The organism is Guptibacillus spartinae (genome assembly GCF_028610625.1).
Lineage (GTDB): Bacteria > Bacillota > Bacilli > Bacillales > Guptibacillaceae > Guptibacillus > Guptibacillus spartinae.
Genome location: NZ_JAQQWU010000005.1, coordinates 44,602 through 64,226, shown reverse-complemented (window position 1 = coordinate 64,226; position 19,625 = coordinate 44,602). Strand labels below are relative to the sequence as shown.

The window sequence follows — 19,625 nt, the reverse complement described above, 5'->3', positions numbered from 1 at the left end:
ACTTTACAAAACAGAGGCAAAAGGATAGCTGTTCATCTTTTATTGTTTGTTTATGATAAGCCTTATTCATTGGCGAATATCGGCATGTTCGATAAATGGATCGATACGAAAGCATAATGGTTCCATCTCTTTAAACGAACACATCACTTGATCGGATCGTTCATCGAAAAAAACGATCGCATAATCATTTTCAGTTTTAGAACACACACGTTGGCCATATGGAACCGAATCGTCACGCTGAAGCGTCACATGTTCGATATCAAATGTTGAGTGAATCCATTCTTGAACTCGTTCACGAGCTTCCATGACTTAACCTCCTCTAATTCGAATAAGCACTTCTCCTATTGTTACCCGAATTATGTGGGGGTTAAGCTATTTTTTTCAATACGTGTTAGAATCATTCTTGTTAGCCAATAAAATAAGATTGTGGCCAATATAGTGGGAGTTTAGCCAATAAAGAGCGGTTCACTCATTTGAAATGCGTGGTAAAGGTGATTTATCATGACAAGTTGATGGACTAGAAGACGAAGAAGCAGAAGGAGAAGTGATCATGCCGACAACGATGAATAACACAAGGATCGAATCCGATTTTTTAGGAGAAAAAGAAGTTCCGATTGATGCCTATTATGGCATTCAAACGCTGCGCGCCGTAGAGAACTTTCCGATTACCGGCTACCGCATTCATGAAGAATTGATTAAAGGGTTCGCGATGGTGAAAAAAGCCGCTGCGCTCGCAAACATGGAAGTGAAGCATCTGTATTCCGGCATCGGGAATGCGATCGTCGAAGCAGCCGACGAATTGATGGAAGGAAAGATGCATGATCACATTATCGTTGATCCAATTCAAGGAGGCGCCGGCACGTCAATCAACATGAACGTGAACGAGGTGATCGCCAACCGCGCAATTGAATTGTTAGGAGAAGAAAAAGGGAATTACATCGTTTGTAGCCCGAATACGCATGTGAACATGTCGCAGTCGACAAACGACTCGTTTCCAACGGCCATTCACCTCTCCGTTTTAAATATGATGGAGCAACTGCTAAGCACGATGGAAGACATGCATGAGGTATTCGAACAAAAGGCTGAAGAGTTTAATCACATTATTAAGATGGGGCGTACTCATCTTCAAGATGCGGTACCGATTCGACTTGGACAGGAGTTTCAAGCATACAGTCGCGTCATTGCCCGCGATATCAAGCGAATCAAACAATCCCGTCAGCATTTATATGAACTGAACATGGGCGCAACGGCGGTAGGCACAGGACTGAATGCCGATCCGCGCTATATTGAATTCGTCGTAAAAGAACTTGCTGAGATTAGCGGTCTACCACTCGTTGGAGCGGAAGATATGGTTGACGCGACGCAAAATACCGATGCGTATACGGAAGTTTCCGGCGCGTTAAAAGTATGCATGATGAACATGTCAAAAATCGCGAATGACCTGCGGTTAATGGCGTCAGGACCACGAGCAGGATTAGGTGAAATCAGCTTGCCGGCAAGACAGCCTGGCTCTTCGATCATGCCAGGTAAAGTCAATCCAGTGCTACCAGAAGTGATTAACCAGGTCGCTTTCCAGGTGATCGGAAACGACAACACCATTTGCCTCGCTTCAGAAGCAGGGCAGCTCGAGTTAAACGTGATGGAACCGGTGCTTGTTTTCAATCTGTTGCAATCACTTAGCATCATGAAGAACGCATTCCGCACGTTTACAGATAACTGCTTAAAAGGCATTGAAGCGAATGAAGATCGTCTCAATGAGTACGTCGAAAAAAGCGTTGGCGTACTTACCGCCGTAAACCCGCACATCGGGTATGAAGTAGCAGCGCGAATCGCGAGAGAAGCGATCCTGAGCGGTGCCTCGATCCGAGAGCTTTGCATCAAGTATGATGTGCTTTCAGAAGAAGAACTGAATATCATTTTAGATCCTTATGAGATGACCCACCCAGGAATCGCTGGCGTGTCGTTGTTTGAGCGGGAGTAAGTATAAATCCGGACTTCGCATTGTTAAGCGAAGTCCGGTTTTTTTGTGGGGTGGTTCTCTTGGATGAAGGGGGGAGTAAAGTCCTCTTAACTACTGAGGACGTTAGACTCATTCTAGTTCGCTACTAAATTCAGGGTTTTTCCAACAAATGACGGTTCAACAGCTACTTGCGGATGAATTGGCGCAGTAAGCGAGAGTTACAAGCAGGTAATCATCAGTTTTAGAAATTCATTGCCAAATAGAAAATAGAGCGAAAGCCATACGTTAGAGGCGTCTAACTGACAACATTCGCCAAATAACGGGTGGTGACAGGCACCATTCTGCACTTTCCTGTGGGAAAGCGCCAAAAACCGGAAGGACTATGTTACCATTAATAGTGTTGTGTTTTAGGAATTAAAAGGGGATGGAGGTGTAATTTTGGAAAAATGGATGAAGTTCCTTGAAGTAAACTCTTCTCGCATTTTTGATTTGACGATTGAGCACGCCATTTTAGTAGGGTTAGCGATTCTCGTAGCGCTCCTCATTGGTGTACCGCTAGGAATCTATTTAACGACAAATGACTATCTGGCTGAAACAGTTCTACAGATTGCGTCTGTTATGTTAACGATTCCAAGTATTGCGTTATTTGGTGTTATGATTCCTGTCTTCTCGATCGTGAATCAGGGGATCGGGTTTGTACCAGCTTTCGTGGCATTGGTTCTCTATGCCCAGCTTCCGATTATACGGAATACATATACCGCGATTCGTAACGTTAATCCTCAAATGAGGGATGCTGCGATTGGGCTCGGGATGAAGCCGATTCAACGTTTGTTTCGAGTCGAGATTCCAAATGCGTTTCCAGTGATTATGGCTGGGATTCGCACGGCAGTTGTCATCAATATTGGTATCGGTGTCATTGCAGCCTATATCGGAGCGGGCGGTCTTGGCGTGTTAATTACGCAGGGTATCTCACGAGGAGATAACTATTTGATCATTACCGGCTCGGTTGCTGTTGCGATTCTAGCCATGATTGCGGATGGTATCTTACTATGGATTCAAAAACGGTTCACGCCGAAAAGCATTGCTAATTAAGGAGTGAGGTGTAGAAATGATTACGTTTGATAAAACAACGAAAACCTATGAAGGCAATGTGACCGCCGTTAAAGGGGTCGATTTCACCGTAGAAAAAGGTGAAATTGTTGTGCTGCTTGGCCCATCCGGTTGCGGGAAAACAACTTTGTTACGTATGGTTAACCGACTTGAGTCGATCTCAGAAGGGAAAATCACGATTGATGGACAAGATTCAATGTCACTGAATCAAACCGCCTTAAGACGAAAAATTGGCTACGTGATTCAAAGCAATGGTTTGTTTCCGAATATGACCATTGAAGAAAATACGATGATCGTTCCAGATCTCTTAGGCTGGAGCAAAAAAGAAAAGAAAGAACGCTTCCATAAACTCATGGAGATGATTGGATTAAGCGGAGAGAAGTTTGGAAAGCGGTATCCGCATGAGCTTTCTGGAGGACAGCAGCAGCGCATCGGAGTTATCCGAGCACTTGCGGCAGATCCACCCGTTATGCTCATGGATGAACCTTTTGGAGCACTTGACCCGATTATCCGCGAAAAAATTCAGGATGAATTTTTGCAAATTCAAAAGGAAGTCAAGAAAACGATTTTGTTTGTGAGTCACGATATTGATGAAGCGATCAAAATGGCGGATAAAATTGTGCTTCTTCGTGGTGGAGAGTTGATGCAATATGACACGCCTTCGGAGATGTTGGTTCGTCCTAAGAATGAATTCGTTCGAGAGTTCTTTGGAAAAGACAGGGCCATTAAAAGCTTAAGTTTACATACGATCGAAGACCTTCGTGACATGATTGGTCTCGCAGAATTTGATGATGCGATTGCTGATACAAAAACGATTAATGTCAACCATGACCTTCGAAACACCTTATCCATGCTATTGAACCAGGAAGCAGATCAGGTCATTGTTAGTGATGATGACGGCAACAAGCTCGGTGCGATCACCATTGATATTGTTCAACAGTACCTTCATTACGAAATCAAAGCAAAACCTGCCCCGGTCCTAGAGGGGGTATAACATGAATAAGAAGAAAGTGATTAGTCTTGTTGTACGCTATTCCGTTTACGGGCTCGTCGCTCTGTTTTTCTTTTGGGCGATCCGTAACCACTATTTTGATTACATTTTTACAGAATCATCGACATTCTGGCATTTAATTAAGCAACACTTACAGCTTGTCCTTGTGTCATCGGTACTCGCCTTACTTATTGCGATACCTGGTGGCATTCTCGTCACGCGAAAGTCGTTTCGACGAGCCGAGTGGGTTGTTTCGAATACGGTTAACCTGGGTCAAACGATTCCCAGTCTTGCCGTACTTGCCTTGATGATTAGTATTCTTGGGATTGGCTTTAAAACAGCGGTATTTGCCCTGTTTATTTATTCTCTTCTGCCAATGTATCGCAATACCGTCGCTGGAATTGATTCCATTGATGAAAATTTAATTGATGCAGCAAGAGGAATGGGAATGAAGCCGGTCCAAATTCTCTTCCGAATCGAATTGCCAAATGCGGCGTACTCCATCTTAGCGGGAGTTCGGACGGCGATTGTACTAAATATCGGTACGGCTGCGCTAGCTTATGTTGTCGGTGGAGGCGGTTTAGGGGTATGGATTTTCACTGGCATCCAGCTGTTTGATAATGGCTACTTAATTTCCGGTGCAATTCCTGTTACGCTACTCGCCATTTTTGTCGATTATCTGCTTCGACTACTCGAGCGTCTCATCGTTCCTGAAGGCTCGAAGCCACCACAAGAAATGTAATGGGATTGGAGGTGTTGATGTGAAAAGCAAGATGCTTAGTGGAATCATCATCGTTGTGATCTTAACGATGGTAACATCCTGCTCAACCGTTGGGATTGGCGGGAAGCCGATCTCTGTTGGTGGGAAAAACTATACCGAACAGTACTTGCTCTCAGAAATGACGGCTTTCCTTCTAGAGGATGCGGGCTATGATGTGAAGCAAATGAATAACTTGAGTAGTACCGTTGTCAGGAAAGCCCTTGAGAATGAGCAGGTCGACTTGATGTGGGAGTACACGGGTACCGCGCTTCTTACCTACATGGGGCAGGATACCATCGCTGATCCTGCCAAAGCGTTTCAGCGAGTAAAAGAAATTGATGGGAAAGAGAACGATATCCATTGGATGAACATGTCTAACGTAAACAACACGTACGCGCTCGCCATGAGAGAAGAGCAGGCGAAAAAGTTAGGGATTCAATCCATCAGTGATCTCGCCGCTTATATGAATGACCATCCCGGCGAGCTTTCGATTGCCTCTGACGCCGAGTTTGCGAACCGTCCTGATGGCATCCCTGGTGTAGAAAAAACGTACGAATTTCAGTTCGATACCAATCAAATCAATCAGATGGACATCGGATTAACGCAACGAGCATTGGACAATGGTGACGTTGACGTATCGGTCGCGTTTGAAACCGATCCCACGATTGTGGAATATAATTTAATTACCCTTGAGGATGACAAGAATTTCTTTCCTCCTTATACAGCAGCAGTGACGATTAATGAAGACGTCTATGAAAAATATCCAGAAGTAAAAGAAATCACAAAACCACTTGCCGAACAGCTAAACAGCGACATCATGCGTGAATTAAACTACAAGGTCGACATTGAAGGAAACAGTGTATCTGTTGTAGCGCATGATTGGCTTGTGGAGAATGGGTTATTGGAAGAGTAGACAAAAAGGCCTTTCCCTTCGATTGAAAAGAGGGAAAGGCCTTTTACTTTTAAAGGGGTGGAGGGTGCTGTGAGGAGCCTGGTGGTTTAGAATGATTCTAGTTAGCTAATAAAAGTGGAATTTGGCCAATAAAGAGCAACTGAGATCATTTTCGAGAGGAAAATGTTATTCTACGAGCAAGAAGCCTGCTATTTTTCCTTTCATGAAGTAAATAATTCTGTCTTTCAATGAGAATGAACAGGTCTTTTCATTGATTCGTAGAAAGAAACAGAGGAAACGATTCTTATTATCGTGAGTGTCTGTAACGATATGATCGGTGGAGGGCGTGTTACACTAGCGCCATATCAATTTATGGGGATAAACAATAAAGGTAGGTGAAGTCTTTGAAAATTATCATCGCTCCTGATTCGTTTAAAGAAAGTCTTTCGGCGCCAGACGTTTGTAAAGCCGTAGAAGCGGGTTTTCGGAAAGCTTTTCCAGAAGCGACCTATACACACCTTCCGATCGCAGATGGCGGGGAAGGGACCGTACAATCAGTCGTGGATGCGACAAACGGCACGATCATTTCGATCAATGTAAAAGGTCCGCTTGGCGAGAACGTTGCTGCTTTCTACGGTTTAACAGGAGATGGAAAGACCGCAATCATTGAAATGGCAGCCGCTTCCGGCTTGCATTTGGTTCAGCGAGATGAACGTAATCCGCTGATAACCTCAACATATGGAACGGGTCAGCTTATTAAGGACGCGCTGGATCAAGGCGTAGAGCGCATCGTTCTCGGTCTGGGAGGTTCCGCGACAAACGATGGCGGAGCTGGGATGGCGCAGGCACTCGGTGCGAAACTCGTTGATCAAACGAATAAAGAGCTCTCTCCAGGTGGGCAAGCCCTATGCGAGCTCGCTGCGATCGATGTCTCAGATCTGGATTCTCGCTTAAAAAACGTTCAAATCGAAGCGGCGTGTGATGTGACGAATCCCTTAACAGGCAAGTCGGGAGCATCAGCCGTATTTGGTTCGCAAAAAGGCGCCACTCCAGAAATGGTTGATGAACTTGATCGCTGCCTCGCACGCTATGCTGAGGTCATTGAAAAAGAGCTCGGAAAAACGGTTACCCACATAAGCGGTGCGGGAGCTGCAGGAGGTCTTGGCGCAGGAATCGTCGCCTTTTTAGAAGGAGAGCTTCGGAGTGGCATCGATCTTGTCCTCGACGTCATTCAGTTTGAAGATCGCATCGCAGGAGCGGATCTTCTCCTTACAGGCGAAGGAAGACTGGATGCTCAAACGGTTCATGGAAAAGCACCCGTTGGCGTTGCAAAACGCGCAAAAGCTATGAATCCAGACCTTCCAGTAATCGCGATTGCTGGCAGTGTGGGAGAAGACTACGAAGCGGTCTTTGATCATGGGATTGATGCTGTTTTTAGCGTGGTAAATGGTGTCATGACATTAGAAGAGGCTTTGGAAAAAGGGGCTGTAAATGTGGAGAAAACGCTTGAGAATATTGGGCGACTGGTGAAAGTCAGTCGGATGATAGAATGGTAAGAATAAGTGCCGGTATTTGTCTTTGAAAGTGGGCAGATACTGGTTTTTTTGTTGCTCAATTCAACTTTTGGGTGGTGAATGGAAGTAAAGGGAATGAGGAGCGTTGTCTGTTCTATTCGGACTTACTTGTAATGAATAAAACCTCTTATTTTTTATCCCACAGCCAGGACTACTATTTTCAAGACTTCTAAACTTAATGAGCAACCGATAATTAACCTGAATCGGGCTTGGCCAGTTATAGCGAATCCTTCTTCAGGTCATTATTTCAAAGAATTACATTTACTTAATTGTCCTCCTTAATTCGTTGTTTTTTTGATATTCATTGATTTGAAATATTCAATAATGTCCTGCCTTCTAATAATACCGATAAATACTTGCTGGTCATCCACTACAGGAACAAAATTTTGACTAACCGCAAGTCCCAGCATGTCTTCCATCTCAGCATTTATATGCACTGGTAGATTAATTCGGTTTTTCTTCACTTCAATTAGTGGTATTTTATGCATGTTTTGAAAATTTAAGTTAGGATCATTTTTAAGTTTCCATAGTAAATCACCTTCTGTGAGTGTACCAACGTAGTTACCATGTTTGTTAATGATCGGTATAGCTGAATAGGAATGATACTCCATCTTTTCTAACGCTTGCCGCATAGTATCTGTATCTGCTACATAGGCTACTTTCTCTTTAGGTAACAAAAAAAAAGCAATGTTCATAAACTTACACTCCTTAAATGACTAAATGTTATTGATCGGTACATGGTATGCGTTATTATATTGAAGTACTAATCGAGTTATTAGTTTAGCAGCTTTATTTTGAGTGACAGCTGCATGTTTGATATAAATGCAAGCGCTTCCTCACCATCATTTAAACAAGTATGGTTAAACAGTTATCCGCCACTTGTATTATGATGCCAAATCATACTCTCCGCCTAAATTTTAGTAAAGGAGTATAAAAAGCTATAAATACACGTAATAGACGTTTTAATAATGAATAAGTATCTATAGCTTCCGTTTTCATTCATTATCTGCTGTTTTCGTATTAATAAAAATATCAGCTTGACTACGAGACTATGATCGTTGTGGTCGGTTAAATAAAGGCTTTCTTTATGTTGCTAAAAGAGAATTGGAGCTGAAAAATTTATTTTGATTTTTTTATTTTTATTATTGACATAGAAAATAAGCGGGAGTAGAATCATCTCATCAGCAAGACACAATTGAATCAATTCATTCTATGAATCGCTTAATTCTAAGTTTTAGAAGCGGGGGACCCAATCAACATGTGGCGCGGCCACTAGGGGTGAATCCATATTTTATGGTAGGGTGACTCTTTCCACCCGAATCCGACAGCTAACCTCGTCAGCGTTTAAAGAGAAGAATGTCTAATGCTTATTTAAGTATGCACTTTTTAGTCATACGAGAAAAAGAGCCATGAGACGTTTAACTTCTCATGGCTTTTTTTTGCATTTTTTAAGGGGGGTGATTAAAGAACTAGCCTATAACATGAACGATTCATCATAATCGGGGAGGTGGAAAACATGGAAAACAGAATGATGAAAAGTTTGTGCATTTTTGATCAAAATCACCCATTGGATTCGATATATAAAAGGCGCGAATATCAGCACTTGCTTTTTTGGTCTTTTGGAGGAAAACATACGTTTTATTCTGTGCATGAACAATTAAAGGTGATCCATTTAGAAATGCACGATGCTAAAAAAGTTGTTCAAGAATTAGAGGGTTATTCCATTAAGAGCATTGTGATGTTTATGGATGATGAGGTTGGAGCGTGTTATTGGGGGAAACAACTCAAGGCGGTTATTGTAGGTGCGCCAATTCTATTAGTGATACGTCAACCTTCAATGAGCGATCGTGTTTTTCATGAATACGGTATTCGAGTAGTTGTGAGATCCAATGGCACAGAACCATTATTTATGATCAGAAATCATTTTAATGAGGAGTGATGGAGTATGTGGGATGTTTTGTTATTGTTTACTATTAGTGCTTTAAGTTTAGGGATGATCTCGCTTCTGAAAGGAGTCGAACGGTTAATTTCAAAAGCAGGTGATCATTCATGATCAATTTCTTTTTATTCTTTTTATCCCTGGGGTTGTTTGGGTACTTGGGTTACGCGCTGCTACATCCGGAAAAGTTCTAGTTTATAAGGAGGACCAAACATGGTTATTGCATTTCTTTCAGTGATCTTTACTCTTCTTATCGTAGGAGTAACGTTAAAGCCATTTGGACTATATATGGCGCATGTTTTCGAAAACCATCCAACGAAATTAGATAAGGTTTTTTTACCAGTTGAAAAGTTATTTTATAAGATAGCCGGGTTAAAAACAGAACAACAAACATGGCGGAGTTACGTGATGGCGTTGCTCTTAACCAATACGGTGATGATTTTAATTGTATACGCGATTTTTAGGCTTCAGGGTATCTTGCCTCTGAATCCAACAGAAATAACGGGAATGGATCCAACTCTTGCTTTTAACACAGCTATTAGTTTTATGACGAACACTAATTTACAGCATTATAGCGGAGAGTCTGGGTTATCTCTCTTATCTCAAATGATTGGCATTTTGTTTATGATGTTTGCTGCTCCAGCCACTGCTTTAGCTGTAGCCATTGCATTTATTAGAGGGATTGGTGGCAAGCCAATAGGGAATTTTTTTCAGGATTTTGTCCGGGCGATTGTCAGAGTCTTACTACCGGTTTCTATCCTGTTTGGGGTCATATTCATTGCCTTAGGCATGCCACAAACCCTTCATACTATTATAACAGCAAATACACTTTCAGGTGAAGAACAGACCATCCTGAGGGGTCCGGTTGGTTCGTTCTTATCCATAAAAGAGTTTGGTAATAATGGCGGAGGGTTCTATGGGGTGAACTCTGCGCATCCGTTTGAAAATCCAAACGGCTTAACAAACTTATTACAGATACTACTTATGTTTCTTTTACCTGCCTCATTGCCTTTTACGTATGGAAAGATGGTGGGAAACAAGAAACAGGGAAATGTTTTATTTGCTTCAATGGCAACCATTTTCGTTTTGTTTCTAACCATATCCATGATCTCTGAATTTCAGGGGAATCCAGTCTTAAATGAAACGGGTATTGAACATTCCGAGGGTTCAATGGAAGGGAAAGAAGTACGGTTAGGTACGGCACAGTCTACTCTTTATGCGCTTACGACGACGGCTTCAGAAACCGGCGCAGTAAATACGATGCATGATACCTTAACACCGATTACAGGAATGCTTGCACTTGGAAATATGATGTTAAACACCGTTTTTGGTGGAGTGGGTGCAGGATTTATGAATATTCTTATGTACGCGATGATTGCTGTTTTTATCGCGGGTTTGATGGTCGGAAGAACACCAGAATTTTTAGGGAAAAAGATAGAAGGAAAGGAAATGAAGCTTCTAGCGTTAACACTTCTTATCCATCCTTTCTTAATTTTGGGGGCATCCGCATTCGCGCTATTTACACCGCTGGGATCAGATGGAATCTCTAACCCGGGTTTTCACGGATTATCGCAAGTTTTCTATGAATATGCCTCTTCCGCTGGGAATAACGGTTCTGGATTTGAAGGTCTTGGTGATGCCACACCATTTTGGAACATATCAACAGGGATCGTCATGTATATTGGGAGATACTTTTCGATGGTAACGCTGCTGGCTGTTGCGGGATCATTAGTTAGTAAAAAAGTTGTCCCAACCACAAAAGGATCATTCCGAACAGATCAACCACTGTTTGGTGGGATATTAGTTGGTACGATTTTCATTGTAGGGGCATTAACCTTCTTCCCAGGTCTCGTACTCGGACCTGTGGCAGAGTATTTAACTTTAAAATAGCGGTGCAGGAGGTGCATGGGAATGGAACAAGAAACGGTCGTTCATAATCAAAGTGAAAAGAAAATGTCTCTATTTACAAAAGATTTAACGAAACAGGCGTTGGTAGATGCGTTCGTGAAGCTTCATCCGAAATATATGGTCAAAAACCCAATTATGTTTATAGTCGAAATTGGATTTTTAATTACGTTCATTTTAGCTTTCGTTCCTCAAGTCAATGAGAACAATGGTAGCTGGTTTAACATCGTCGTCTCCATCATTTTGTTTATTACGGTTTTGTTTGCGAACTTTGCTGAAGCAGTCGCAGAAGGAAGAGGAAAAGCGCAAGCAGATACGTTGAAACAAACCAAACAGGATACCATTGCTTTTCGTCTAACCAAGACAGGAGAGATAGAAGAAATTTCATCGTCTCAATTAAAAAAAGGGGACATTGTGGTTGTCTCACAGGGGCAATTAATTCCTGGTGATGGTGAAGTGATCGAAGGGATTGCCACTGTGGATGAATCTGCGATAACAGGTGAGTCCGCCCCAGTTTTAAAAGAAGCTGGCGGGGATTTCAATTCAGTAACAGGCGGTACGAAAGTAGTAAGTGATCACTTAAAGGTTGAAATTACCAATCAGCCTGGAGAATCTTTCTTAGATCGGATGATTGCACTGGTTGAAGGAGCCGATCGGCAGAAAACACCAAATGAAATTGCTTTAAATACCGTGTTAATTAGCTTAACCATGGTGTTCTTAATTGTTGTAGTTACGTTACCTTTTTTCACTAGCTATTTAAATTTTTCGATTGATACTGGAGTATTAATCGCCCTGCTCGTTTGTTTAATTCCAACGACGATCGGTGGTTTGTTAAGTGCTATTGGGATTGCAGGAATGGATCGCGTCACTCGTTTCAATGTAGTAGCTATGTCCGGAAAAGCTGTGGAATCAGCTGGGGATATCAATACAATCATCCTTGATAAAACGGGGACGATTACTTTTGGAAACCGCATGGCTTCTGAGTTTGTTCCTGTAAATCGTCATAATGATATAGAAGTCATTGAAGCAGCTGTTTATACGTCTATAAATGATGGAACACCGGAAGGACGTTCAGTAATAGAGCTGGCAGCAGAACGAAATATCCATGTTCCTGAAGAAAGTGTAAAAGATGCAGAAGTCATTCCTTTTAAAGCACAAACACGTATGAGTGGGCTAGATTTATCGAATGGGGATCAGTACCGTAAAGGAGCAGTGGACGCCATCCGTAGATGGGTTGAAGCGAATGGGGGAAATGTTCCGGTTGACCTCCAACAAGAATCTGAACGGATATCGAAACTAGGAGGAACACCATTAGCGGTAGCTAAAAATAATCAAATTTATGGAATAATTCACTTGAAAGATACTGTAAAGCCAGGAATGAGAGAACGATTTGATCAACTCAGAGAGATGGGAATTAGAACGATCATGTGTACGGGGGATAACCCCTTGACTGCGGCTACCATTGCCAAAGAAGCTGGAGTTGATGATTTTATTGCTGAGAGTACACCTGAAGATAAAATTGAAGTCATAAAGCGTGAACAGGCAGCAGGTAAACTAGTGGCTATGACTGGAGATGGAACAAATGATGCCCCAGCACTCGCCCAGGCCGATGTAGGGCTTGCAATGAATAGTGGAACTACAGCTGCGAAAGAGGCTGGGAATATGGTGGATCTTGACTCCAATCCTACAAAAATTATTGAAGTCATTGCCATCGGGAAGCAGTTACTAATGACCCGTGGCGCTCTCACCACATTCAGTATTTCAAACGACATTGCAAAGTATTTTGCGATTGTTCCAGCGATGTTTATGTTGGCCATTCCTGAAATGGAAGTCTTGAACATCATGAACTTATATTCGCCAACTTCAGCAATTTTGTCAGCCTTAATCTTTAATGCGATTATTATTCCCGCATTAGTTCCTTTAGCGATTAAAGGCGTTACTTATAAGCCAGTATCATCTAATCAATTGTTGAAGCGGAATCTGCTTCTATATGGGTTAGGAGGAGTGATTGTCCCATTCATTGGGATTAAAGTGATTGATATGATATTACAAGTCTTTATGTAGGAGGGCATTTGGATGAAAAAGCATGGATTTTCCATATGGAATCTCATGAGATTAAGTCTTGGCGTAATGGTTATATGTGGACTTCTCTACCCATTAGCGGTTACCGCTGTTGGGCAAGGGCTCTTTAACAAACAGGCAGATGGAAGCTTAGTATACAATAGCGAAGGAAAGGTTATTGGGTCTGAACTCATTGGTCAGTCATTTGATGAACCAGGATACTTCCATAGCAGAGTATCAAGCATAAATTATGATGCAGCAGGTTCAGGTTCACCAAACTATGCTCCTTCAAACCCTAATCTGATTGAGAGGACTATTCAAGATACGGAGCGTTGGTCAGAACAAAACCCAGAGGTCTCTATTGAGGATTTACCGAATGATTTAGTAACAAATTCAGCATCTGGATTGGACCCTCATATTTCACCTGAGGCCGCTTTATCCCAAGTACCGCGTGTGGCTGAATTTACTGGAATTAATGAAAAAACATTAGAAAATTTAATTGAAACACATACCCAAGAACCTTCGATGGGGATATTTGGATCACCAGGAGTGAACGTGTTGATGTTAAATCTAGCTATAGATGAAAAACGAACACCCTAAGAGATTTGGAGACTGTAGTATGCAGTCTCTTTTTCTCATCATGGAGGTGCACATATGATGGAAGATGAGGGTAGGTCTAAAAGAAAAAGCCCAGAAGATTTCTTGAAAGACATTGAAGACTCAAAAAAAGGCCAGTTTAAACTCTATATCGGTTCTGCTCCAGGGGTGGGGAAGTCCTACCGCATGCTTCAAGAAGCACATGAGATGAGACAATCTGGAATCGATGTATTAATAGGGCTTATTGAATCTCATGGCCGTAAAGAAACGGAAAGCTTGATCCAAGATTTAGAAATTATTCCTTTGAAAGTTATTCCGTATAAAGGGCATCAACTCAAAGAACTAGATGTAGCAGCTATTGTTGCAAGAAATCCTGAGGTAGTATTCATTGATGAATTAGCTCACACCAATGTGCCAGGATCAAAAAATAAAAAACGATATGAAGATGTACTCGAAATCTTAAATCAGGGGATCGATGTAATTTCCGCCGTCAATATCCAACATTTAGAAAGTTTGCACGATAAAATTCAGCAAATTACTGGAGTTAAGGTACGGGAACGAGTGCCTGACACCATTTTGCAGGAAGCAAAGGAAATCATCTTAATAGATGTGACGCCAGAAATTTTGCAGGAACGGCTTAGAACAGGGAAAATATACGATCCAACTAAAGTGAAACAAGCCTTACAAAACTTTTTTAATAATAACAACCTTTCGGCCTTAAGGGAGTTGGCGTTACGAGAAGTAGCTGATGATGTAGATGAGCGCATAGAGAAAATTAATGAAGCTCATGGGACTCCTTTCTTTAATGGGACAGAAAAAATTATGGTATGTGTGCAATATGATGCAAATGCCGAAATGTTAATTCGGCGAGGCTGGCGTTTTGCGAAGAGACTTAACGCGCCATTTTATGTATTGCACATTGCGTCAAAACCAAATGAGACGCATCTAAGAAGATGGAAGGAGTTGTGCAATCAGTTTAACGCGACTTTTATCGTAGAAGATAAAGATGGGAGAAGCATCCCGCGATTAATTACAGACATCGCAATGAAATACCGCGTAACTCAAATTGTAATGGGCCAGTCGGCAAGGAGTCGCTGGGAGGAGATTACAAAAGGATCCATTGTAAATAACATTATGCGTTATACAGACGGAATTGACATTCACATTGTAGCTGAGAACCCTAATTCCTAGAAAGGAAGTCAGGGAATTTGAGAGCTATTATGTTGCATTCAAATCTTCAAATAAGAAGGAGTTACTAGTGGATAAACGAGAAATACCTACTCCAGGTAAGATCGATCTCTCACATTTATGAAGATATAACGTGGAGAAGTTGAAAGTGATGTTTTATCTCCTATTCTAGGATCTCGGAGCTTATCTGTTAGAAGGTAGGCTCCTTTCCTCGTGTCAAAAAGTAGGTATAATTAATATTAGCTGCCCCCGGCGATGAATTGAAACTATTTTTCATAAAAATCGTATCATTACTGTGGTAAAAAAATGGTTAGGTAAAATGATGGTGGTGGAAAACGTTACTGTTGAAGCTGATGTTATGGGGGGACAAGGATGGGGATGTTATTTTTTCTATTGATCGTTGGCACAGCGTTCTTCTTCTTTACAAAGTACTTTATCAAATCAGAAAGGAATGCTAAAAACCTATTATTTGGATCTGCAAGCGAATCTTCTAAGTATGTAACCTGTGAAAAATGTGGACAATCGAACAAAAGGACCTCACTAGAAAGGAATCAATGTTCGCATTGTCATACTTATTTTTAAGGTTCTTACTGTGAATTTTTGCTTTTCAATAGCTAAACTTAGCTCCATTATCTCGGGAGCAATTCTTTAATGAAGGTTTCAAATACAGAGGGTAGATAGGTGAAGGGTATCATCCTTGGGGAAGCAGCCATTCGATAATAGATGAATCTCATATCCAAGGATGATTCGTTTACTTTTTTAAACATGAGAGCGATCGTTGAGGAAGGAGCGAAACATGAAAGAACCTTTTTATACAGGGATTATACTTTATCCTAGATTTAGTGAATATGAGCTTTCCGTACTATTATCGGTATTGAAACAAGGTGGAAAACAAACTGTATTTCTAGGGTTGAACAGTAATCCTATATATGGAGAAGCTGGCTTACCTTGTATACCGGAATCTACCATTAATGAGTTTGATCGAAATCTCTTAGACAGTGTGGTCCTTCCGGGTGTTGATGATTTTGAGCATCTAGTTGACCATCATGATCTGTTTTCCTTTTTACATAAGATTCATGACCAGAATCGTATCATTGCTGCCATATCAAGTGCTCCTTATTTATTATCCGCAAGTGGTGTGCTGGATGAGAAACGGTATACTACAGGATTAACCACTGAACAAAGGCGTTTCTTAGGTACATTTCACGAAGAGAATTATGTACATTCTCCAGTTGTAGTAGATGATTATTTGATCACAGCGAAAGGATCAGCCTTTATAGAGTTTGCATTTGGAGTTGGAGATTTGCTAAATCTTAAATATGAAAAAGAGTGGTTCTTTTCAAACAGCTAAACTAGTTCAATTGTCTAACAGGAATAATCGCTTTAACACTCCATCAAGAATGTGGGACGATTCGTAAATGGCAAGGAGGTCTAGAAGTGAGGAAAGTAATCCTTTCAAATGCAAATACCATCGCTTTCATCGTCATCTCAATTCTACTTCTGTTAGAGGTAGTCGATTTAGTAAAAGAACAATCTACTTGGAATCTATTATTCGTTATTATGCTAAGTATCTCATGGTTGAGCTTTTTGTTACTCCTTATCGTAAAACCGAAACATGCGAATGAGGAGTAAGCGAGAATTCCGTGATCTCAGAGCAATGACAACCTCGTGGTAAACGCTGCAGTGGGAATAAAGGTGAAACGTGTTCTAGTGGCAAGAGATAGCCTTTGTAGAAGGAAGTCTTGCAGCTAGTGGAAAGGCATATAGATCATTGTATGGATATTTCAATTATTTTTATAATCAGGGAGATGAACGGATGGGGCTATTTTTTTATCTTACAATCGTGGTTGGTTTCTCACTCATCTATTATGGCTATGTAAAGAAAACCGAAAGAGATATCAAAATGAAAGAGCTTGACCTTGAAGCAAAAAAGGTGGAGTTGGAAATGAAGAGACTGGAGTTCCGTCAGGACATCAGTGAATCAGAAGAAAAGTAAATGCTTTGGCTTACGTAACCCCGGACAAAAAATTTGTTGTCCGGGGTTACGTAAGCCCTCTTATCCATCCATCAAATCCCCTTTTGGAGGACAATCGTGCTTTTGGATTCCAAAGTCAGTTATGGAGCGGATTGAGGAAAGAAAGCTAAAAGAATAGAGTATAATCACGGAGCTTATGTGTATAAAAATCGGCTCTTTTTTCGTGAGGCAGTAAGTGAAACGGACGGTCTTTCTTTTGGAGAAATAAAAAGTATTTACTTTTTAAATATTCAGGAGTAAACTATGTCTCAGTTAGATCAATCAACCGTTTCTTAATCTTAAATCGCTTAAACCTATTATGGTGCGGGGGACCCAATTTTGATGCAGTTTACTGCTTGGGGTGAATCCTATGAAAGCATAGGTAGGGCTACTCTTATCGCCCGAATCCGACAGCTAACTCCGTAAGCGTTATGAGGGAAGACGATGAAACTTGTGTTCGAAATTTAGGACCACAGGCTAATTTGTCTGTGGTCTTTTTTGTGCGCAAAATGATTTATCCTTTTAGGTGATGGACAGATTAAGAGCATAATGGAATTGCAGTTGAGGGGAGAAGGCATCATGAAAAAAAGTTTTGCGATTATTGGACTTGGCCGATTTGGGGGAACGCTTTGTAAAGAGTTGAATAGGCGGAATGTCGAAGTTCTTGGGATCGATAAAGATAGCCAGCGTGTTAATGAATACTCAAATTTTGCCACCCAAACGCTCGTTTTAGATGCGACAGTGGAAGGCAATTTACAGCGAATCGGGATACGGAATTTTGATCACGTTTTTGTTTCCCACGGGGATGATCTCCAATCCAGTATTTTAACAACCCTGCTCTTAAAAGAAATGGGCGTTAAGAAAGTGTGGGTGAAAGCAAAAAACGATTATCATCATAAAGTACTTGAAAAAATAGGGGCGGATCACATTATTCACCCAGAGAGTGAAATGGCGAAACGCGTAGCCCATCATGTGGTTTCTGAAAAGATCATCGATTACGTCGAGCTTTCTGATGAGTATAGTATTATCGAAGTGATTGCCACACAGAAAATATCTGGGAAGTCGTTAAGTAAATTGGATATCAGGGGAAGGTTTGGTGTCACAGTGGTAGCGATTAAGAAAAAAGATAAAAACATCCTTGTGTCTCCTGCTGCTGAGTCGACGATTGAGAAAGAGGATGTCTTAGTCCTGATTGGAAACAACGACAATCTTGAGCGATTTGAACAGTCAGGGGTATAAGGGATGATGACAAATCGGTTTGCCTTAAAGTTTATTAAACTTAGTCCGCCGCAAGTTCTGATCTTTGTTTTCGTCGTCTTGATTTTTGTTGGAACAGGATTATTGAAATTGCCTTTTGCTACGACAGATGGGATTACGTGGGTGGATGCGTTATTTACAGCTACATCCGCCATGACGGTAACTGGATTAGTGGTCGTTGATACAGGCCAAGCGTTTACGCTATTTGGTGAAATTGTCATTGTTTCATTAATCCAGCTTGGTGGACTCGGGATCATGACGTTTGCCGTGTTAATCTTCATGGTGCTTGGACGTAAAATTGGCATGAAACACCGTTTACTTGTGCAACAGGCAACCAACCAAACCTCGATCGGCGGGGTAGTTAAATTAGTCAAAAACATTTTGATTTTCTCTTTGGCCGTTGAAGCGATTGGCTTTCTTATTCTTGCAGCGCGATGGGTACCTGAAATGGGGTGGCAGGCTGGAACGTATGCCAGCTTTTTTCATTCCATATCTGCTTTTAATAATGCTGGGTTTTCGATCTGGTCGAATAGTTTAATGGACTATGTGGGGGATCCTGTTGTGAATATCGTGATCTCTTTTCTCTTTATTGTTGGAGGGATCGGGTTTACCGTACTAGACGATCTTATTCGGAGCAAAACCTTTCGGGGAATGGCCCTTCATTCGAAAGTCATGCTGACAGGGACGGTTGTGATTAATCTCATCGCGATGTTCACGTTTTTTATTTTGGAGTATCACAATCCGCAAGCGCTAGCCAACTTATCACTTGGTGATAAGTTATGGGGTTCCTATTTTCAGGCGGTGACGACAAGAACAGCTGGATTTAATAGTGTGGATATTAGCGGGATAGGAATCGATACAGCTTTCTTTATGTTTGTATTAATGTTTATCGGGGCAGGCAGCACTTCAACTGGAGGCGGGATCAAACTAACGACCGCTTTTGTGATTATTATGGCTGTTATTACCTTTCTTCGTGGAAAAAGTGATCCTGTCCTTTATGGAAGAACAATCAGAAAACATATCGTATTAAAAGCGCTGGCGATTACAATCATTAGCATCATGACGGTGTATTTAACCATTTTTGTACTCGTGTTGACCGAAAATCAATCCTTTATTGAAATTGCTTTTGAGGTGATCTCTGCTTTTGGGACCGTTGGACTATCGATGGGCATTACAGGCGATTTGTCCACGATCGGAAGGATCGCGATCGTCTTTGTCATGTTTTTAGGAAAGCTTGGACCACTCACGCTCGCCTTTTCATTAGCCCAACCAGACCGAACGAATATACGTTATCCTGATGAAGATTTGTTTACGGGATAAATGTACAAAAGAATACAAATGATCTTGTACTGATTTCGGGTGAATTTGTTTCATGTG

19 protein-coding genes and 2 riboswitches are annotated in these 19,625 nt (G+C 41.4%); of the genes, 17 read left to right on the top strand and 2 right to left on the bottom strand.

Translation table 11 applies throughout. The annotated features are described in order from the left end of the window. Positions 1 to 66: 66 nt before the first annotated feature. Positions 67 to 306 (bottom strand): hypothetical protein, encoded by a 240-nt coding sequence (locus PQ511_RS10670; protein ID WP_273851883.1) that lies wholly within the window; start codon positions 304 to 306, stop codon positions 67 to 69. A 244-nt stretch (positions 307 to 550) separates the two neighbouring features. On the opposite strand from PQ511_RS10670, the gene aspA reads away from it, so the two are divergent. The 6 genes from aspA (at position 551) to PQ511_RS10640 (ending at position 7,269) form a co-directional block, all read left to right on the top strand. After that, positions 551 to 1,981, top strand: a complete 1,431-nt coding sequence (aspA, locus tag PQ511_RS10665) for an aspartate ammonia-lyase (RefSeq protein ID WP_273851882.1) — start codon at positions 551 to 553, stop codon at positions 1,979 to 1,981. 417 nt (positions 1,982 to 2,398) lie between these two features. Then, a complete protein-coding gene (locus PQ511_RS10660) occupies positions 2,399 to 3,052 on the top strand; it encodes an ABC transporter permease (RefSeq protein ID WP_273834102.1) in 654 nt (217 codons plus the stop codon). 16 nt (positions 3,053 to 3,068) lie between these two features. Next, on the top strand, positions 3,069 to 4,064 hold the full coding sequence (locus PQ511_RS10655) for an ABC transporter ATP-binding protein (protein ID WP_273851881.1): 996 nt from the start codon (positions 3,069 to 3,071) through the stop codon (positions 4,062 to 4,064). 1 nt (position 4,065) lies between these two features. Beyond that, on the top strand, positions 4,066 to 4,803 hold the full coding sequence (locus PQ511_RS10650; protein WP_273851880.1) for an ABC transporter permease: 738 nt from the start codon (positions 4,066 to 4,068) through the stop codon (positions 4,801 to 4,803). 19 nt (positions 4,804 to 4,822) lie between these two features. Next, positions 4,823 to 5,734, top strand: a complete 912-nt coding sequence (locus tag PQ511_RS10645) for an ABC transporter substrate-binding protein (protein WP_273851879.1) — start codon at positions 4,823 to 4,825, stop codon at positions 5,732 to 5,734. 383 nt (positions 5,735 to 6,117) lie between these two features. Continuing rightward, positions 6,118 to 7,269: a glycerate kinase gene (locus PQ511_RS10640; protein WP_273851877.1), complete on the top strand. Its 1,152-nt coding sequence runs from the start codon at positions 6,118 to 6,120 to the stop codon at positions 7,267 to 7,269. Between the two features lie 296 nt (positions 7,270 to 7,565). Here PQ511_RS10640 and PQ511_RS10635 read toward each other — a convergent pair whose 3' ends face one another. Further along, positions 7,566 to 7,982 carry a CBS domain-containing protein gene (locus PQ511_RS10635; RefSeq protein ID WP_273851876.1) on the bottom strand — a complete coding sequence of 139 codons (417 nt, stop codon included), beginning with the start codon at positions 7,980 to 7,982 and terminating at the stop codon, positions 7,566 to 7,568. A 513-nt stretch (positions 7,983 to 8,495) separates the two neighbouring features. Then, positions 8,496 to 8,646: riboswitch (cyclic di-AMP (ydaO/yuaA leader) on the top strand. 157 nt (positions 8,647 to 8,803) lie between these two features. On the opposite strand from PQ511_RS10635, the gene PQ511_RS10630 reads away from it, so the two are divergent. The 11 genes from PQ511_RS10630 (at position 8,804) to PQ511_RS10585 (ending at position 19,568) form a co-directional block, all read left to right on the top strand. Then, a complete protein-coding gene (locus PQ511_RS10630; RefSeq protein WP_273851875.1) occupies positions 8,804 to 9,226 on the top strand; it encodes a hypothetical protein in 423 nt (140 codons plus the stop codon). Positions 9,227 to 9,336: 110 nt separating this feature from the next. Further along, on the top strand, positions 9,337 to 9,420 hold the full coding sequence (gene kdpF, locus PQ511_RS23725) for a K(+)-transporting ATPase subunit F (protein WP_420541690.1): 84 nt from the start codon (positions 9,337 to 9,339) through the stop codon (positions 9,418 to 9,420). A 25-nt stretch (positions 9,421 to 9,445) separates the two neighbouring features. Beyond that, a complete protein-coding gene (gene kdpA / locus PQ511_RS10625; protein ID WP_273852086.1) occupies positions 9,446 to 11,116 on the top strand; it encodes a potassium-transporting ATPase subunit KdpA in 1,671 nt (556 codons plus the stop codon). 21 nt (positions 11,117 to 11,137) lie between these two features. Further along, positions 11,138 to 13,195: a potassium-transporting ATPase subunit KdpB gene (kdpB, locus tag PQ511_RS10620; RefSeq protein WP_273851874.1), complete on the top strand. Its 2,058-nt coding sequence runs from the start codon at positions 11,138 to 11,140 to the stop codon at positions 13,193 to 13,195. Positions 13,196 to 13,207: 12 nt separating this feature from the next. After that, positions 13,208 to 13,792 (top strand): potassium-transporting ATPase subunit KdpC, encoded by a 585-nt coding sequence (gene kdpC, locus PQ511_RS10615; RefSeq protein WP_273851873.1) that lies wholly within the window; start codon positions 13,208 to 13,210, stop codon positions 13,790 to 13,792. A gap of 54 nt (positions 13,793 to 13,846) precedes the next feature. Continuing rightward, entirely contained in the window at positions 13,847 to 14,980 is a 1,134-nt protein-coding gene (kdpDN, locus tag PQ511_RS10610; RefSeq protein ID WP_273851872.1) for a KdpD-like non-kinase potassium sensor, read from the top strand. Positions 14,981 to 15,773: 793 nt separating this feature from the next. Next, positions 15,774 to 16,328, top strand: a complete 555-nt coding sequence (locus PQ511_RS10605; RefSeq protein ID WP_273851871.1) for a DJ-1/PfpI family protein — start codon at positions 15,774 to 15,776, stop codon at positions 16,326 to 16,328. 86 nt (positions 16,329 to 16,414) lie between these two features. After that, positions 16,415 to 16,609: a hypothetical protein gene (locus PQ511_RS10600; protein WP_273851870.1), complete on the top strand. Its 195-nt coding sequence runs from the start codon at positions 16,415 to 16,417 to the stop codon at positions 16,607 to 16,609. 184 nt (positions 16,610 to 16,793) lie between these two features. Beyond that, positions 16,794 to 16,973, top strand: coding sequence for a hypothetical protein (locus PQ511_RS10595; protein WP_273851869.1), 180 nt, complete (start codon positions 16,794 to 16,796; stop codon positions 16,971 to 16,973). Positions 16,974 to 17,286: 313 nt separating this feature from the next. After that, positions 17,287 to 17,436: riboswitch (cyclic di-AMP (ydaO/yuaA leader) on the top strand. A gap of 134 nt (positions 17,437 to 17,570) precedes the next feature. After that, positions 17,571 to 18,230: a potassium channel family protein gene (locus tag PQ511_RS10590; RefSeq protein ID WP_273851868.1), complete on the top strand. Its 660-nt coding sequence runs from the start codon at positions 17,571 to 17,573 to the stop codon at positions 18,228 to 18,230. Positions 18,231 to 18,233: 3 nt separating this feature from the next. Beyond that, positions 18,234 to 19,568 carry a TrkH family potassium uptake protein gene (locus tag PQ511_RS10585; RefSeq protein ID WP_273851867.1) on the top strand — a complete coding sequence of 445 codons (1,335 nt, stop codon included), beginning with the start codon at positions 18,234 to 18,236 and terminating at the stop codon, positions 19,566 to 19,568. Positions 19,569 to 19,625 lie beyond the last annotated feature (57 nt).

Bases quoted from the DNA above. Each gene is read 5' to 3' on its own strand.
- PQ511_RS10635 (WP_273851876.1), bottom strand. From the start codon at position 7,982: ATGAACATTGCTTTTTTTTTGTTACCTAAAGAGAAAGTAGCCTATGTA.
- PQ511_RS10670 (WP_273851883.1), bottom strand. From the start codon at position 306: ATGGAAGCTCGTGAACGAGTTCAAGAATGGATTCACTCAACATTTGAT.
- kdpB (WP_273851874.1), top strand. From the start codon at position 11,138: ATGGAACAAGAAACGGTCGTTCATAATCAAAGTGAAAAGAAAATGTCT.
- PQ511_RS10595 (WP_273851869.1), top strand. From the start codon at position 16,794: ATGGGGCTATTTTTTTATCTTACAATCGTGGTTGGTTTCTCACTCATC.
- kdpF (WP_420541690.1), top strand. From the start codon at position 9,337: ATGATCAATTTCTTTTTATTCTTTTTATCCCTGGGGTTGTTTGGGTAC.
- PQ511_RS10650 (WP_273851880.1), top strand. From the start codon at position 4,066: ATGAATAAGAAGAAAGTGATTAGTCTTGTTGTACGCTATTCCGTTTAC.
- PQ511_RS10585 (WP_273851867.1), top strand. From the start codon at position 18,234: ATGATGACAAATCGGTTTGCCTTAAAGTTTATTAAACTTAGTCCGCCG.
- PQ511_RS10655 (WP_273851881.1), top strand. From the start codon at position 3,069: ATGATTACGTTTGATAAAACAACGAAAACCTATGAAGGCAATGTGACC.
- PQ511_RS10630 (WP_273851875.1), top strand. From the start codon at position 8,804: ATGGAAAACAGAATGATGAAAAGTTTGTGCATTTTTGATCAAAATCAC.
- PQ511_RS10590 (WP_273851868.1), top strand. From the start codon at position 17,571: ATGAAAAAAAGTTTTGCGATTATTGGACTTGGCCGATTTGGGGGAACG.
- aspA (WP_273851882.1), top strand. From the start codon at position 551: ATGCCGACAACGATGAATAACACAAGGATCGAATCCGATTTTTTAGGA.
- kdpDN (WP_273851872.1), top strand. From the start codon at position 13,847: ATGATGGAAGATGAGGGTAGGTCTAAAAGAAAAAGCCCAGAAGATTTC.
- kdpC (WP_273851873.1), top strand. From the start codon at position 13,208: ATGAAAAAGCATGGATTTTCCATATGGAATCTCATGAGATTAAGTCTT.
- PQ511_RS10605 (WP_273851871.1), top strand. From the start codon at position 15,774: ATGAAAGAACCTTTTTATACAGGGATTATACTTTATCCTAGATTTAGT.